We start from the raw sequence: 14,792 nt of genomic DNA on the forward strand, positions 1-14,792 counted from the left end.
ATTATGAAATATGAAGTTATATTATTTGATGCAGATGAAACATTATACGATTTTAAAAAATCTGAAAGAGAAGCATTTAAAAACACAATGATTAAGTTTAACATAAAATATGATGAAGCTTATCATTTAAAAATTTATCAAGAAATAAATACTGTTTTGTGGAAAGAATTTGAACAAGGACTTATTACACAAGAAAAATTAAAGGTAGAAAGATTTAAAAGATTATCAGATAGATTAAAGGTAAGTTTTGATGAAACTAACTTTGCAAAATTATATATGGAGTATTTAGCTGATGCATCATTTTTATATGATGATAGTATGGAGCTTATAGAAACTCTAAACAAATCTTACAGACTTGCTATAGTAACTAATGGTCTTACATTAGTTCAAGATAAAAGAATAAGAAAATCAGTTATATCAAAATTTTTTGAGACTATAGTAATATCTGAAGAAATATTAATATCAAAACCAAATCCTAAGATTTTTGAACATACCTTAAACCATATAAATTTCTTTGATAAAAGCAAAGTTTTGATAGTAGGGGATAGTTTAAGTTCTGATATACAAGGCGGTATAAACTTCGGTATAGATACCTGTTGGTATAATCCTAACAAGATTATAAATGAAACTTCAATAAAACCTACCTATGAGGTTTCTAATTTTGGTGAGCTTAAGTCTTTGCTACTTAATTAATAAAAACATTTATAAATAATAGTAAAAAGATATAGAGTTAAATCTAATTCTATATCTTTTTAAATATTTGATAAACAGCTTGTCAATTCCATCATAATATCAATATATGTATTTTTATCTATCTTTCTATAACACTTTTTTACATAATTTCTTATTTCTTCTTTATTAGAACAAGCTTTAGCACTTTGGTTAACTAAAATATTCCACGGATAACAATTAAAAATTTTATCTGCTCCATTAATACATTCTTTTTATCTACCTCATTCACCCCATATTTACTTGGCACAGCCCTTATTTCATTTATACAATGGGATGACATAAACATGGTAATAGTAAGATCTTTATCTAATCGTTTATTTCAATCAAATCTATTGGAAATACATCGAATATTTTTTGACCTAGTAAATATTTATTATTAAACCTTATCACCCAGGACTTAATTATATTTAAAGGTACACAAAAGGGTACCTTGCATTCTTGATACATTTTTATTGTATCTAAGAAAAATGCTTTTTCCTCTTGAGACAAATCATCTGAGAAGTACCCAAATAAATGTAAGAGCATATTAATATTTTTCCCAATATTAGACTTGTTTGCTAATGCTTTTGATAAAATATTATTATATATTTCTAAATCTGCTTCTATAGTGTCTTTTTTTATATTAGCAACAATTCTTCCTAATTCTTTTTGCTTAGAGGGGCTGTATTGCATAAGTAAATATTTGTAATTTGACTGAAAATCTATAATAGATTTAATACTTTTTTCCTTTGCCATATTTTCGAAATCAAAACTCGTAAATACTCTAGTTAAAAAGTGTTCTTTAATATCTGAATTTAATAATCTCCCTTCACTTTCTATAGGTATATTATTAAATTCATCTAATATTTTTTGAGCAAATATGCCACTTGATTTTTTAGGTAGGGGTGGAACTTTTCCAAAATCTTTATATACCTTAGAATCTTTTATTCCACATGATGGTGATTTACTTTTAAGTATAATTCCATTAATATTTTTCCCCTTTATACTTTTTATGAATTCATCAGAAAAACTTATTACTTTTTGCGTGTAATCTTCCCCTGTTTTAGAATTTACTAAGTATTTTCTATTATTATCTTCTACTATCCTTAACACTTCTCTAGGACAAGATAATCCTATTTCCATTTCAGGACATATAGGTATAAAATCCACATAATTTTTTAATTTACTAATAAATTGATTTCTCATCATTTTTCCATCATACCTACATGCTTCATGCTCTATACATTTGCTTATTAATATAGTTGGCTTGTTTTTTTCTATCATATTTATTAACTACTAATTAATTAAATTTTTGTATGAGATTTATACGTTTATCTAGTAGCTTACCTCCCTTTATAACTTTATTTTATCATATTAATATATACCCTGGTTTATTTTGTATCTAAAACTGTACTCCCTTACTTGTGATACGATTAACCACACCGTAAGTAAAAAAGCCTAGAGTTCCCCATTAGCACTATAACTAGTAATATTTAAATTTCAAATTTTGATTATATACATTGTTTTTTCAAACTAAAAAAGAGAGTCTTAGGCTAAAACTCTCTTTCTTAATAATATATTAAATTTATAAATTTACTCAAATTTAAACGTTTTTAGGTCTTAAGTCTGATTGACTTAGATGCTTTCTTATTACATATGTTGTTCCATCTTTTTTTAACTCTGCTTCATATGAATATCCATACTTTTCTATTTCATAATAATCTAGTATTTTAACTGCATCTCCTGCTTTTAAAGAAATATTCTTTGTGTTAGTTTCACTTCCATCTATATGTGCCTTTATCCTTCTATTTTTTGCAAGATAGGCTATATCATTTATTTCAAATTCTCTTTTTATCATAAAATCTCCTTAAAATATATTTATAAAATTTCTTGAACTCTACCAACTATGCCGCTTTCAAGCATAACCTTGATTCCATGGGGATGAGTTTTAGAATTTGTAAGTATTCTAGATACTACACCCTCTGTTAATTTTCCAGTTCTTTGATCTTGCTTTTGAACTACTAATACTTTACTTCCTATTTTTATATTATCTCTATTTTGTCCATTCATATTAATTTCCTCTTTTTATCTAAAAATTCGCTTCGTTATATTTTAAAAAAACTCTTATATCAAGTGATATAAGAGTTTTATATTCATAGTATTAATTGGTTGCGGAGACAGGACTCGAACCTGTGACCTTTGGGTTATGAGCCCAACGAGCTGCCAACTGCTCCACTCCGCGCTGTTATTTGATTTATGTATTAACTATAACATATATAATATAATATAACAACCCATTATTAAATTTGTTCATCAAAACTGCCTTATTAATTAGAATTTATTGCGTAATACATTAATATTGTGAATCTAAATCTTTTCTTTAAATATGTAAATTAATATTTTTTTCAAACTCTTTAATCTTATTCAATAATCTATATTCAGTATGTTTTTTAAAGAAAATCATAATTCCTAGGTAAAAAAACAAAATCTCAATCATTAGATATATATTAAAAATCAACATAAGGCAAAAAGCAAATACCAAAACAGTAAAGAATCTCACATATAAACTACTTTTAAAGTGACCTGAAATATAGGATTTAGAATCCTTTTCAAATATTTCTCCTTCAAAACTATGTATATCCACAACTCCTTTACCCATGATAGAATAGGTACCTGGTGTATAATTTGTATATAACATAAATTTTATCTTGTTATTAATTCTCCTGCACAATAAGTTTGTATTAGTAGAATTATCTGCATTTACAACTTTTAATTTATCTAGCTTAGTAATTAGGATATATTTAGAACAATTAAAGTTAAAAGTATAATTCCTTTTATTCATAAGATCCCCCTTTTATTGACTTCCATTTTGATTTTTATGTTAATAATTATATGGCTTTGTTTTAAAATAGTGTTGAAATTAGTATAACATAATAGGATGTCCATTTGGACATCCTATTTGAATCGCAATATATAACAATTGTTCATTTAATCTGCCTTACAAATTGGAGTTTATTGAACTAATAACCAAACTCACCTTCTAAAAATATAACCTTTATTCTATCCTTTACAAATTGTCTTGTAATACATACAAAAGCATTGCATATTCGCTCCTTACTCTTACAATTTATGCATTTACCAAGCTTTACACATGGTGTATTCTTACCCAACCTTTTTGCATCTAATGGTGCTGCTATCTGTCGAACTCTCTGTATGGCTTCTTCTGAATCGGAAACAATCTTGTTTGTCCCTACTACCAGTATGACTTGTTCTGGTCCATAAATAATTGGAGCAACCCTACTTCCATTTCCATCAATAAAATATAAACTACCGTCCTGTGTTATAGCATTGACACCAGATATAAAGGTGTGTGCTCTGAAATTTTGCAAATACATTTCTCTTTTATCTATTGATGTTAGTTCCGGGTCATGTTTATCTAAAAAACGGTAATTACCATTTCTTATAAATTCAAAAACCTTAGTTTCTTCCAGTGTTACAGAATCTCCACAACCGATTATTTCACCCTCATTTAGCAGAGATTGAACAGTTTCTATTAGTTGTTCGGCATCCTTAACATAATATCCAGCTATATTATTTTGATTAAGATTCTTTATTGTAACATTAACTATTTCTTCCATTGTTAGATACCTCTACTTCCTCTACAAATTTCTATTTACCTAAGTCATATCAAAATTAAATTTACTTCTCAATAAATTAATTTGAGAACCTAATATTTTATTAGGCTAAACCTAAAATTCAAATATAAATAATTTTTCAATAGGAGTATTTAATTCCTTTGAAATTCTAACAGCTAATTCAAGTGAAGGATTGTATTTTCCATTTTCTAAACGGGCTATAGTTTCTCTTCTAACATTTACCTTCTTAGCTAACTCCTCTTGAGTTAATTCATTAAACTGACGATATTTTTTCAAATTACTAATAAAAGTGGTCATTTTAGTTACCCGTATCAAATTTGTAAGTCAAAAATGCCCATAAATTCATTGATATTGCAAAAGTAACTGCTATTATTAAGACTTGCATTCTATACAGTGTTAATAAATCTGTTGTAAATAACCTTAGTATTATTCCTAAAGATTTGAATTATGAATTCCCATTACATAACAATAGTAAATTTACTTCTTGTAATCTTCAGATAATAAAGAATAATAAGCACAATCACAAATACCTTGATTGTTTATATCTGCTTTTCTCATTGTGCCTTCATACTTCATCCCGCATTTAATCATTACCTTGCCTGAACCTGGGTTAAGAGGGTCATGTCTTGATTCGATACGATTCACTTTGACCTCATTTATAAAATACTTAATTATAGCATCTAATGCTTCTGAAGTAATCCCTCTATTCCACCATTTTCGTCCTATACAATAACCAATATGAACCATTCCTATTTCTTCATCTTGGCGTACAGTACCAATAGTTCCTATTGGCTCTTCTCCATTTTTTTTTAATACGATAGCCCATTGATAAAAATTTTCTTTTTCATATTCTTCAACCCAGCTCTTTACAACTGTTTTAGAAATGTCAACGTCCTTCATAGGTCCCCAAGTTAGAAACTTTGTAACCTCTGGATCACTTCCCCAATTTTTATACATAGCCTCTGCATCTGATAATTCAAACTTTCTTAAGATTAAATTTTCAGTCTCTATTTTTTTCGTACCCTTATGATTCATAAAATACCCCCTGTTTTATTGAACATTAAAAAGAAGCACATTAACTTGCTCTCTTTATATTTTATTCTCTAAGTTAAATTCTATTATCAAAATATTTTAATGCAGCTAGTTCTATGGCATATCGTATTCCAAGGTAACATACACCATAGGTACAAAGACGATTCAGCGTAAAAGTTATATTAATATTAGAATTAAGTGTTATCATTTGTCCAATAACTAAAGCTAACAGGAATACTGTAGAGGTTAACATATTTACTGTACTATTAGCTTTGTTTTGAATTAATTGCCAACGTTCATCGTTTTTATAAGTAACTTCTTTTTTTCTCTTCCAAGATGGAAGAAATATTGTAATTCCAGCTCCTGGAATTAAGAAACATAAAAAAATAATTTGTTCATTCATTAGATTAATCCCCCTTGTATTCAAAAACATCGTTAATTGAAACATCAAAAGCACATGCAATTTTAAAAGCTAATTCTAAAGATGGTGTATATTTATATTTCTCAATCGATATTACAGCTTGACGAGAAATACCCACCTTTTCAGCCAAGTCAGCTTGTGTCCAATCACGCTCAGCTCTCAAAACTTTAATTCGATTCTGTATCAAAGTATTACCTCCCTGACAAAATGTAACTTGTTGTTTACATTCATAATTGTAATCACTTGTTTACATTTTGTCAATTACAATATACTTTTTATCGTAATATAGATAAAACTTATAGATAACAAAATGTCCACCAAAACAGATGTTTTTGTGGACACTTAGAAATTGCACGTTCTGCTATAATTAAATTAATGTTATTAAATGGATTTATACATTCATTTATGTTAATTGGTGTTCTTATATTTACAATTGGATTAGCAAATATGTTTATTGAAAAAAAGTAGAAGTAAATGTTGAACCCGCTTTTGTAGTAACTCTTACATAAACAAATGATGTTTCTGGATTTTCACAATGTATTAATATTGTTCACTTAATCTGCTGGATAAATTGAAATTTATCTACTTTTATAGTTCACATTATATCAATATTTCTATCCACAACTCATACCTAATACGAAGAGTGAAGACATAGAAGTTTGAAGGCCTATTAAAATATTAGCTATTTGATATATGGTAAATATTTGTTTTTCAACTGATGTTTTTTTAGTAAACCTATATATTAATATTGGTGTTGTAATGAACAATGCCATACTTAACACTGTTAAAATTGTTAGTAAGTATAAATATAATTCTGAAATACTATTGAAATGATCACCCACTATATAGTAATCAATATCTTGAGCATATACCCCAATTATGGTAGCGAAAATTATATTTTCATAAATGTGTAATCTCCCATTATAGGGTTATATTAATTTGAAATAACTTCTAAATATGAACCTATTATATTTTCATCCCTATCAAACTCTTCTACTAAATTCATTTCTAATGTATCTCCTGTATTTACAGAGTCAAAAACTTTCTTATTATGTAGTACATATAGTTGTTCATTATAAATAACCTCCACTCTATATGAAGCAGATTCTATGATTGCTCCTACTTGGGGCGCTTTAAATCCTGAACCTGGAGAAAAATACTTAGCTTTAACAACTACTTTTACTGTGCTTTTTCGTGTTGATTTTGTTTTTAATTTTTTCACAATATAGTTATATACAGATTTTAATCCTATTATAATTGAACAGGTTATTCCAATTACTACAAATATAACCCACAACATTTCAACAAACATGTTCATATCAAATTATCCCCCATTTTAAATAATTCCCCTATAATTATGGCTTTCTTTTTGTGTAAATACAAATTGCCTTAAATACATTAACTATACTGTAATATATCAAAATCAAACTTTTATTTTAACTTAAATAATTCATACTCAATAATATTTCTATTTTGATCTAAGCTTTTAACTAGCTTTAACTTTATAAACTGACCTATTTCATAAGACTCAAATATATCTTTATCATTTATTTCATAATTATTGCCTTCATATTCTAACTCAACAACATATGTACTTGGTAATTTTGATGGAACTCTATCTCCGCCAATTAACATTATGGTCCCTTTACAAAATATTTTGTTCGTTATTTCCATGCTTACAATATCTTCTTCAGTATATTTTATTTTTGATTTTAAACTTCTTTTACGTTTATAGTTTCTGATTTCTACAAATAGTAAATACATATTCTCCCTAATGCATCGTTACGTAAAACTCATATCATTTAATGATATGAGTTTTTGTTTGTATATTCATTTATAATTTCATATATTTATAACTACTATATGATCCATATATTTTTTCATTGTCCACAATCTTATAAGCTCTAACTTTAAAATAATAAGTTTTTCCCTTTGTTAGATTAGTCTTTGTATAATATAAATTACCTTTTTTCTCATCTTTTATAAGTTTATATGTGCCACCTTTACTTGTTGCCATGTAAACTTCATATCCACTTGCTCTATTTATTTTATTCCAAGTAGTTTTTATACTATTATTTTTTAACTTAGTTAAGTTTGTTTTTGGTGTAAGAGGTTTAGTAGTTGCCTTTATAGTAGAATAACTACCATAATAAGTTTTACCATTTACAACCTTATAACTTCTTACCTTATATGAATAAGTTGTTGATGAACTTACTTTTTTATCTGTATATGTATAAGTTGAATTTTTATTTATTGTAGCTATTTTTTTGTCATTTTTATATACTTCATATCCACTTACACTACTATCTTTACTCCAACTTAGCTGTACAGATGAAGTAGTTAATTTACTTTTTAAGTTTGATATTGTTTTTGGTTTTATGGTGAAGTACACAGTCTTTTCATTCTTATAATTTCCCATACCAGTAATTACAATAGATGCTTTGCCTATTTTTATATTATCTTTATAAGTTAATTTATAATCCACATCTCTTATTAAAGTCTTATCTCCAATTTTAATTTCTACTTTTGGATATTTTGATTTTGAATTATATGTTTGCGTCGATATATAAGATATGCTTATACTTGAGCTACTTATTGATTTTTTACTTATTGTAAAATTAACCTTTTTTTCTCCATTATATTTTCCCATACCCTTTATAGTAACACTTGCTGTTCCTGTATTTATATTATTGTCATATGTAAGTGTGTAATCTGTGTCTTCTACTAACTCCATACCTTTATTATCACTTATTATTAAACTTGGCTTTATTTCTTGTCCTGTATAAGTTCTAGTGGGTATATTAGATATACTAACTTCATTTATATTAATAGGTAAAACATTTATTTCACAAGTTGTTGTAAGACCAGAAATTTCATCTATTACACTTATTATTGTACTGCCTATTCCTTTTGTAATAACTAAACCATTTTCATCTACTACTGCTACTGTAGAGTCACTTGAACTCCATCTTAAATTAACTTCTCTATCGTCTGGTGAATAAATTGCTTCTAATTGTAATTCTTCGTTAATGTTTAAGTTCTTTTGTATATAGTTTAAACTTAATTCATTTATTTCATCATCACTTTCAAAGAATTTTATTCTACTTATTCCAAATTGGTGTGCTATTTTTTCATATATTGGAGATTTTTTATCCATATAAACATATCCACTTATGTAAGCCGCTGAAAATGTATCTGAAGATACTTCTTGTACAGATCTTGGTATGATTATATCTCCCACATTACCTAGTTGAGAAAAAGCATATGAACCTATTGATACTAATGTTTCTGGAAGAGTTAATTTAGTAACACCTTTATCTTGTGCAAAAGCGTCAGGTTCAATTTTTTCAACTCCTGTTGGAATATTTATCTCTTTTAGTTTTTCACAACTAGCAAATACTCGTCTGCTTATTACTTTAAGATTTGATGATAGTTTTAAATCTTCTAAGTTCCAACAAGACGTAAATGCACCTTCAGATAAGTTAGTTAAACTATCTGGTAAAATAACACTTGTTAAGCTTCCACATCTAAAGAAACTCATTTTGCCTATTTCTTTCAATGTTTCTGGAAATTCCACATTAGTTAATTTAATGCAATTTCTAAAAGCATCATCTTTTATAGATTCTATATTATTTCCCATATCTACTTTACTTAAATTTTCACATTCTTCAAAAGTAGACCTTTCAATTATTCTTAAATTGTTAGGAATATTTATACTAGATAAGGATTCACAATCATAAAATGCATATGCACCTAGAGTTTTTAGGTTCTCTGGCAAATTTATATTTTTTAGTTTTTTGTTCGAATTAAAAGCGGAAGTCCCTATACTTACCATAGTAGTAGGTAGAGATACTGTTTCTAAATTATATGCTTCATCAAATCCTATTGCATCAATCTCTTCAACACCTTCATTTATAATAACTTCTTTAATACCCTTACTTCTATAAAATAATCTTGAAGGTATTTTTTTTACACTTCCTGGTATAATTATTCTTTCTAAGCTATCTGTATACTGAAAAGTATTTTTACCAATTTCACTTAAACCTTCTGGTAAGTTTATTTTATTTAGGCTTATGCAATCAGAAAAAGCATATTCTTCTATTTTATTTAATCCTTCAGGCAAATTAGCTACTTTTAAATTTTCACAATCTATAAATGTTTTTAACAGTATGGCTTTTACTTTTGATGGTATTGTAATTTCTTCTAATCCTTTACAGTCTGCAAATGCATAGTATCCTATGTATTCTAAACTTTCTGGTAACTGTATACTTGTCATTTTTTCACAATAACTAAAGGCAGACCTATCTATTTTTTCTAAACCTTCATTTAGTATAATTTCTTCCAAATTAAAACATGAAGCAAAACTATATGCTTGTAATGTTTTTATTGTTGATGGTAATGTTATTTTTTTAATATTTTCATTTCCCTTAAAAGCAGACTCACCTATAGTTGTAACTTTGTACCCATTTATCTCTGATGGTATTTCCACTTCTTCATCCTCACCATCGTAAGAAGTGATTGTTACTTGTGAATTATTGATAACATATGTATATCCATCTTCACTTTTTGTCTCTAGTCCATAAGAATAACTTATAAACTGAAAATTGCTTATTACTATAACCATTGTCATCAAAATAGTTATAATTTTTCTCATTGTTTTTGTCAAATCTTTTTCCCCCGTATTTATTTATCATAATACTACTTATACTTAATTGTTTAAGCATAAGGAATCAAAAATAAATAGAGTATAAGTATGTTTATACTCTATTTTTATACTATTATGTAAAAATATTTTAACATAAAATCAAACTTCTTTGCTATACTATTTCAACGTTTTTACCAAGGCGCCTCTAGTCTTTCCAAGAAGTTCATTTTTAATTATAAAGTTCCATACAGGTTCAAATTTTTTCCATGAGCCTGCATAGGTAAAATGTTTTAATCTCATCCTAATTTCCTCATGTTCCCTTGAAGATTTATATATATTACTCCACTTATAAAAGTTTTTGTATGCTTGCTTATATCCATTTTCCATTTCTTCTTTTGTAATATTAGGATGATTAAATACTAAGTGTCTGGTATCGTACATTTTCCAGTTTTTACTTGTGATTCTATTGTCTTTATCCATTTTGTCATATAGGAAAGTTCCTGGGTAAGGTGTGAGAATATGATTAGTTGCTGTAGCTATGCCATTTTTTACTGCCCACTCAGTAGTTCTATGAAAAACATCCACAGTATCATTATCTAATCCAAAAATAAAACTTCCATTTATCATTATTCCAAGTTCGTCTAATGTTTTTATTACTTTAGAATAATCCTGTCCTATATTAGACCTTTTATTTGCTTGAATTAAACTTTGCTTATTAATACTTTCAAAACCTATAAAAGCACTTCTAAATCCTGCTTCATATGCAAGTTCTATGGTATCATCTTGGAGGATTGAATCCACAGTTATTGCACCTTGAAAAACTTTATTCATTCCTTTCATTTCTTTAAAAATCTGTCTTGCTAGTTTTTTGTCTGCAAAGATATTGTCATCAAGAAAATATAAATGTTTTCCTTGCATACTGTCAATCTCTTCTAATATCCTATCAACTTTATATGCAAAAAAAGATTTTCCTCCTTTATAAAATGAACTTACATAACAAAAAGAACATTTGTTAGGACATCCTCTTGAAAATACCATGGAATTTGGAACAAGATACTTCTCATTTTTAAGTAAATCTCTTCTTGGCAAAGGTAAAAAATCTAAGGACACATCACCCTGCTCATAAATTGATAATTCCTCTCCCTTTCTAAAGTCCTCCAAAAACTTAGGGAAACTCTTTTCTCCAAGACCTAGAAGTAAAACATCTGCATGTTTTTTAGCTTCTTCTGGCATAGAAGTAGCATGTAACCCCCCTATGGCCACTTTTATCCCTCTATTCCTATAACTATCAGCTATTTCATATGCCCTATATGCGTTGGTTATGTATGTTTCTATGCATACCAGATCAGGATTATCTTCTAAATCTACTTCTTCAACATGCTCGTCCACAATCTGTATATCATCAGATTCACTACATAGTGATGCAAGAACAGCTAGACCTAATGGAGGGAAAAGAGAATATTTTATTGGTCTCCAAAAGGGACTCTTTGCTTCTTCTAAAGCAGGTAAAATAAATTTTATTTTCATAAATGTCCAATCTCCCATTCAAGGTTTATATTAATTTGAGATAACTTCTAAATATGAACCTATTATATTTTCATCCTTATCAAACTCTTCTACTAAATTCATTTCTAATGTATCTCCTGTATTTACAGAGTCAAAAACTTTCTTATTATGTAGTACATATAGTTGTTCATTATAAATAACCTCCACTCTATATGAAGCAGATTCTATGATTGCTCCTACTTGGGGCGCTTTAAATCCTGAACCTGGAGAAAAATACTTAGCTTTAACAACTACTTTTACTGTGCTTTTTCGTGTTGATTTTGTTTTTAATTTTTTCACAATATAGTTATATACAGATTTTAATCCTATTATAATTGAACAGGTTATTCCAATTACTACAAATATAACCCACAACATTTCAACAAACATGTTCATATCAAATTATCCCCCATTTTAAATAATTCCCCTATAATTATGGCTTTCTTTTTGTGTAAATACAAATTGCCTTAAATACATTAACTATACTGTAATATATCAAAATTAAACTTTTATTTTAACTTAAATAATTCATACTCAATAATATTTCTATTTTGATCTAAGCTTTTAACTAGCTTTAACTTTATAAACTGACCTATTTCATAAGACTCAAATATATCTTTATCATTTATTTCATAATTATTGCCTTCATATTCTAACTCAACAACATATGTACTTGGTAATTTTGATGGAACTCTATCTCCGCCAATTAACATTATGGTCCCTTTACAAAATATTTTGTTCGTTATTTCCATGCTTACAATATCTTCTTCAATATATTTTGTTTTTAATTTTAAACTCCTTTTACGTTTATAGTTTCTGATTTCTACAAATAGTAAATACATACTTCCAAATGCAATTACTATTATCCAAAATAAATTTTCTATTAACTCTTTCATACAAATTCTCCTTAGTACGTCCTTCTATTTTTATCAAGTTTTCACATAATTCACAATAATCTACATTAATATTTAAGAAATTGCAGTAACTTGACTTGCCACCAATTTATACTCTTCAACTATCTTTATTCCACCACTAAAATACCCGTAATTTATTTCAATAAATATAGGGTACTCTTCATGTAAGGTAGCGCATATCTTTTCTAAATCAGTATTGCAGCTTTGCATAACTCTTAACGTATGTAATAAAATTTGTAGATGGATTTTTTTATTTAAAAATAACCATGAAGAAATATACTCCATAGTTATTTAATCTTTTTTATTTCAACTTATTTTTATTTAAAAACACTATTAAATCTTTAATTGACTTAAATATCATTGCTAGAGCTAAAATAGATATGAGTAGTACTAGCACAATCCCTACTAAAGGATGCATTTTGTCCATTATATCCATAACTTATTACTCCCTTAAAAGTATGTTTGCGTAAATTTTACCATATGATCACATATTTAAAAAGTAATATACATCACCCTTAACAATTTGTAAGATTATGGTTAATATTTTAATAAAATTATCTACCAAAAACTTATTTTGATTTTTTAGAAATAACATTTATTAGCAACTTTATTAAAATTATTATCAATATTACTGGTAATATCATTGCCATAAATCCAAATATATTAAAATTATTCATTTTTTAATCTCCTTTTTTAATCCCATGCATATAAAGTAAATGTTGAACCAGCTTTTGTAGTAACTCTTACATAAACAAATGATGTTTCTGGATTTCACAATGTATTGAGATTGTTCACTTAATCTGCTGGATAAATTGAAATTTATTTTTTATATTTATAATGAAAATTATATTTTTAGTTTATTTAAATTTTATAGAATTCATAGCTCTCATTATTTCTTTCTGTGAATCATTTAAATACACTGTATTAAAATCGAAAATCTTATTTTCTATTTTAATTAAATATATTATATTGTTTTTAAATTCAATAATTGTAAACTCCTTACCATTCACATCTTTAGTTTCTATATTTTGAATATTAACAGAATCATCTCCAAAGTCGATATTGTAAACTTTATCTATATAATCATTAATTTTTTCGTCTTTATTAATAACTCGTATACTCATTCCTTCCCCTATTACTAAATGTTTATCCACTTTTATCCCTTCATTACTAAACTTAGAAGACATAATACAAATAGTTACTTCTTCTAAATTATTAACTTCTTCATTCATGTTTTCTATATCTTCGTTAACTTTCCATTCATTAGGAATATCCATTTCAAATGAAAACTTTTTATTTATATATTTATTACCTTCTACTTCCCCATACCATAAGTCATTTTCTTTATTACATCCACTTATTAAAAGTATTAATACTATTATTAATGATATTATGCTTATTTTTTTCATCTGAAATTTTCCCCCCTGCATAATAATTTTAATTTTTTATTATAACTAAAATTTAATTTATAAATTCCTATTTATCTATATGATTTAAAAAAGTAATGACTTTTAATAAATATTGGTAAGCAAAATCCCATAGATATAGTCATTATACTAATCAAGTTCATCAATATACTGTTTTGCCTCTAACAAGGACATTTTTGTTTTATCTCGAAGTAGTTTGACAGCTTCAACAGTTTTGCCATCTTTCTTTAAATCAACAAGGCTTTTCTTTACTTCTGACGAAACCCACTTAGAAGACAAATTATCATTTCCTGTAAGCTGACACAGTCTGTTTATACGTTCTTCTTGATTTTTAATTCTTTTCTTCAAATTTTGATTTTCAACATATAATAATATACCTAGTATAGTTACAATCAAAAACATAGTATATTCCATAATATTTTTACCCCCTACAAATTCCTA

Annotated in this window: 20 protein-coding genes and 1 tRNA gene; 1 reads left to right on the forward strand and 20 read right to left on the reverse strand. The window is 26.9% G+C overall.

The annotated features are described in order from the left end of the window. The first annotated feature begins 3 nt into the window (after positions 1-3). Positions 4-693 carry a YjjG family noncanonical pyrimidine nucleotidase gene (locus JW646_RS01630; protein WP_228416331.1) on the forward strand — a complete coding sequence of 230 codons (690 nt, stop codon included), beginning with the start codon at positions 4-6 and terminating at the stop codon, positions 691-693. A 345-nt stretch (positions 694-1,038) separates the two neighbouring features. On the opposite strand, the gene JW646_RS01635 is transcribed toward JW646_RS01630, so the two are convergent. From JW646_RS01635 to JW646_RS01725, 20 genes are all read right to left on the reverse strand, one after another. Then, positions 1,039-1,995 (reverse strand): YbgA family protein, encoded by a 957-nt coding sequence (locus JW646_RS01635; RefSeq protein WP_228416332.1) that lies wholly within the window; start codon positions 1,993-1,995, stop codon positions 1,039-1,041. Positions 1,996-2,314: 319 nt separating this feature from the next. After that, complete coding sequence (locus JW646_RS01640) at positions 2,315-2,569, reverse strand: hypothetical protein (protein ID WP_074917859.1); 255 nt, start codon at positions 2,567-2,569, stop codon at positions 2,315-2,317. Between the two features lie 20 nt (positions 2,570-2,589). Further along, on the reverse strand, positions 2,590-2,781 hold the full coding sequence (locus JW646_RS01645) for a YwbE family protein (RefSeq protein ID WP_074917862.1): 192 nt from the start codon (positions 2,779-2,781) through the stop codon (positions 2,590-2,592). Between the two features lie 96 nt (positions 2,782-2,877). Next, a tRNA-Met gene (locus JW646_RS01650) sits at positions 2,878-2,953 on the reverse strand. A 138-nt stretch (positions 2,954-3,091) separates the two neighbouring features. Beyond that, positions 3,092-3,553: a hypothetical protein gene (locus JW646_RS01655; RefSeq protein ID WP_228416333.1), complete on the reverse strand. Its 462-nt coding sequence runs from the start codon at positions 3,551-3,553 to the stop codon at positions 3,092-3,094. 178 nt (positions 3,554-3,731) lie between these two features. Continuing rightward, positions 3,732-4,349, reverse strand: a complete 618-nt coding sequence (locus JW646_RS01660; RefSeq protein WP_228416334.1) for a lactate utilization protein — start codon at positions 4,347-4,349, stop codon at positions 3,732-3,734. Positions 4,350-4,460: 111 nt separating this feature from the next. Continuing rightward, positions 4,461-4,664: a helix-turn-helix transcriptional regulator gene (locus tag JW646_RS01665; protein WP_074917870.1), complete on the reverse strand. Its 204-nt coding sequence runs from the start codon at positions 4,662-4,664 to the stop codon at positions 4,461-4,463. Between the two features lie 180 nt (positions 4,665-4,844). Beyond that, complete coding sequence (locus JW646_RS01670; RefSeq protein WP_228416335.1) at positions 4,845-5,402, reverse strand: GNAT family N-acetyltransferase; 558 nt, start codon at positions 5,400-5,402, stop codon at positions 4,845-4,847. Positions 5,403-5,475: 73 nt separating this feature from the next. After that, complete coding sequence (locus tag JW646_RS01675) at positions 5,476-5,802, reverse strand: hypothetical protein (RefSeq protein WP_228416336.1); 327 nt, start codon at positions 5,800-5,802, stop codon at positions 5,476-5,478. Positions 5,803-5,806: 4 nt separating this feature from the next. Beyond that, positions 5,807-6,007, reverse strand: a complete 201-nt coding sequence (locus JW646_RS01680; RefSeq protein WP_148557469.1) for a helix-turn-helix transcriptional regulator — start codon at positions 6,005-6,007, stop codon at positions 5,807-5,809. A 747-nt stretch (positions 6,008-6,754) separates the two neighbouring features. Further along, entirely contained in the window at positions 6,755-7,138 is a 384-nt protein-coding gene (locus tag JW646_RS01685; RefSeq protein WP_228416337.1) for a hypothetical protein, read from the reverse strand. A gap of 113 nt (positions 7,139-7,251) precedes the next feature. Further along, positions 7,252-7,584: a hypothetical protein gene (locus JW646_RS01690; RefSeq protein WP_228416338.1), complete on the reverse strand. Its 333-nt coding sequence runs from the start codon at positions 7,582-7,584 to the stop codon at positions 7,252-7,254. A gap of 70 nt (positions 7,585-7,654) precedes the next feature. Continuing rightward, positions 7,655-10,486, reverse strand: coding sequence for a leucine-rich repeat protein (locus JW646_RS01695; RefSeq protein ID WP_228416339.1), 2,832 nt, complete (start codon positions 10,484-10,486; stop codon positions 7,655-7,657). Positions 10,487-10,642: 156 nt separating this feature from the next. Then, complete coding sequence (locus JW646_RS01700; RefSeq protein WP_228416340.1) at positions 10,643-11,992, reverse strand: B12-binding domain-containing radical SAM protein; 1,350 nt, start codon at positions 11,990-11,992, stop codon at positions 10,643-10,645. Between the two features lie 30 nt (positions 11,993-12,022). Further along, the gene (locus JW646_RS01705; protein WP_228416341.1) at positions 12,023-12,406 is read right to left on the reverse strand and encodes a hypothetical protein; all 384 of its coding nucleotides are present in this window, start codon (positions 12,404-12,406) and stop codon (positions 12,023-12,025) included. Positions 12,407-12,519: 113 nt separating this feature from the next. Further along, a complete protein-coding gene (locus tag JW646_RS01710) occupies positions 12,520-12,906 on the reverse strand; it encodes a hypothetical protein (protein WP_228416342.1) in 387 nt (128 codons plus the stop codon). A 72-nt stretch (positions 12,907-12,978) separates the two neighbouring features. Continuing rightward, positions 12,979-13,209 carry a hypothetical protein gene (locus JW646_RS01715; RefSeq protein ID WP_228416343.1) on the reverse strand — a complete coding sequence of 77 codons (231 nt, stop codon included), beginning with the start codon at positions 13,207-13,209 and terminating at the stop codon, positions 12,979-12,981. Between the two features lie 16 nt (positions 13,210-13,225). Then, positions 13,226-13,360, reverse strand: coding sequence for a hypothetical protein (locus JW646_RS20110; protein ID WP_255701525.1), 135 nt, complete (start codon positions 13,358-13,360; stop codon positions 13,226-13,228). A 421-nt stretch (positions 13,361-13,781) separates the two neighbouring features. Then, positions 13,782-14,333 carry a hypothetical protein gene (locus JW646_RS01720; RefSeq protein ID WP_228416344.1) on the reverse strand — a complete coding sequence of 184 codons (552 nt, stop codon included), beginning with the start codon at positions 14,331-14,333 and terminating at the stop codon, positions 13,782-13,784. A 147-nt stretch (positions 14,334-14,480) separates the two neighbouring features. Next, complete coding sequence (locus JW646_RS01725) at positions 14,481-14,765, reverse strand: hypothetical protein (RefSeq protein ID WP_228416345.1); 285 nt, start codon at positions 14,763-14,765, stop codon at positions 14,481-14,483. Positions 14,766-14,792: the final 27 nt, after the last annotated feature.

It is taken from the genome of Terrisporobacter hibernicus (assembly GCF_020809405.1).
GTDB classification, from domain to species: Bacteria; Bacillota; Clostridia; order Peptostreptococcales; family Peptostreptococcaceae; genus Terrisporobacter; species Terrisporobacter petrolearius.

What these genes read in the sequence shown, in the direction of transcription:
- JW646_RS01630 (WP_228416331.1), top strand. Translation starts at nt 4, where the DNA reads ATGAAATATGAAGTTATATTATTTGATGCAGATGAAACATTATACGAT.
- JW646_RS01640 (WP_074917859.1), bottom strand. Translation starts at nt 2,569, where the DNA reads ATGATAAAAAGAGAATTTGAAATAAATGATATAGCCTATCTTGCAAAA.
- JW646_RS20110 (WP_255701525.1), bottom strand. Translation starts at nt 13,360, where the DNA reads ATGGATATAATGGACAAAATGCATCCTTTAGTAGGGATTGTGCTAGTA.
- JW646_RS01645 (WP_074917862.1), bottom strand. Translation starts at nt 2,781, where the DNA reads ATGAATGGACAAAATAGAGATAATATAAAAATAGGAAGTAAAGTATTA.
- JW646_RS01655 (WP_228416333.1), bottom strand. Translation starts at nt 3,553, where the DNA reads ATGAATAAAAGGAATTATACTTTTAACTTTAATTGTTCTAAATATATC.
- JW646_RS01715 (WP_228416343.1), bottom strand. Translation starts at nt 13,209, where the DNA reads ATGGAGTATATTTCTTCATGGTTATTTTTAAATAAAAAAATCCATCTA.
- JW646_RS01690 (WP_228416338.1), bottom strand. Translation starts at nt 7,584, where the DNA reads ATGTATTTACTATTTGTAGAAATCAGAAACTATAAACGTAAAAGAAGT.
- JW646_RS01720 (WP_228416344.1), bottom strand. Translation starts at nt 14,333, where the DNA reads ATGAAAAAAATAAGCATAATATCATTAATAATAGTATTAATACTTTTA.
- JW646_RS01710 (WP_228416342.1), bottom strand. Translation starts at nt 12,906, where the DNA reads ATGAAAGAGTTAATAGAAAATTTATTTTGGATAATAGTAATTGCATTT.
- JW646_RS01675 (WP_228416336.1), bottom strand. Translation starts at nt 5,802, where the DNA reads ATGAATGAACAAATTATTTTTTTATGTTTCTTAATTCCAGGAGCTGGA.
- JW646_RS01700 (WP_228416340.1), bottom strand. Translation starts at nt 11,992, where the DNA reads ATGAAAATAAAATTTATTTTACCTGCTTTAGAAGAAGCAAAGAGTCCC.
- JW646_RS01725 (WP_228416345.1), bottom strand. Translation starts at nt 14,765, where the DNA reads ATGGAATATACTATGTTTTTGATTGTAACTATACTAGGTATATTATTA.
- JW646_RS01685 (WP_228416337.1), bottom strand. Translation starts at nt 7,138, where the DNA reads ATGAACATGTTTGTTGAAATGTTGTGGGTTATATTTGTAGTAATTGGA.
- JW646_RS01635 (WP_228416332.1), bottom strand. Translation starts at nt 1,995, where the DNA reads ATGATAGAAAAAAACAAGCCAACTATATTAATAAGCAAATGTATAGAG.
- JW646_RS01705 (WP_228416341.1), bottom strand. Translation starts at nt 12,406, where the DNA reads ATGAACATGTTTGTTGAAATGTTGTGGGTTATATTTGTAGTAATTGGA.
- JW646_RS01660 (WP_228416334.1), bottom strand. Translation starts at nt 4,349, where the DNA reads ATGGAAGAAATAGTTAATGTTACAATAAAGAATCTTAATCAAAATAAT.
- JW646_RS01665 (WP_074917870.1), bottom strand. Translation starts at nt 4,664, where the DNA reads ATGACCACTTTTATTAGTAATTTGAAAAAATATCGTCAGTTTAATGAA.
- JW646_RS01670 (WP_228416335.1), bottom strand. Translation starts at nt 5,402, where the DNA reads ATGAATCATAAGGGTACGAAAAAAATAGAGACTGAAAATTTAATCTTA.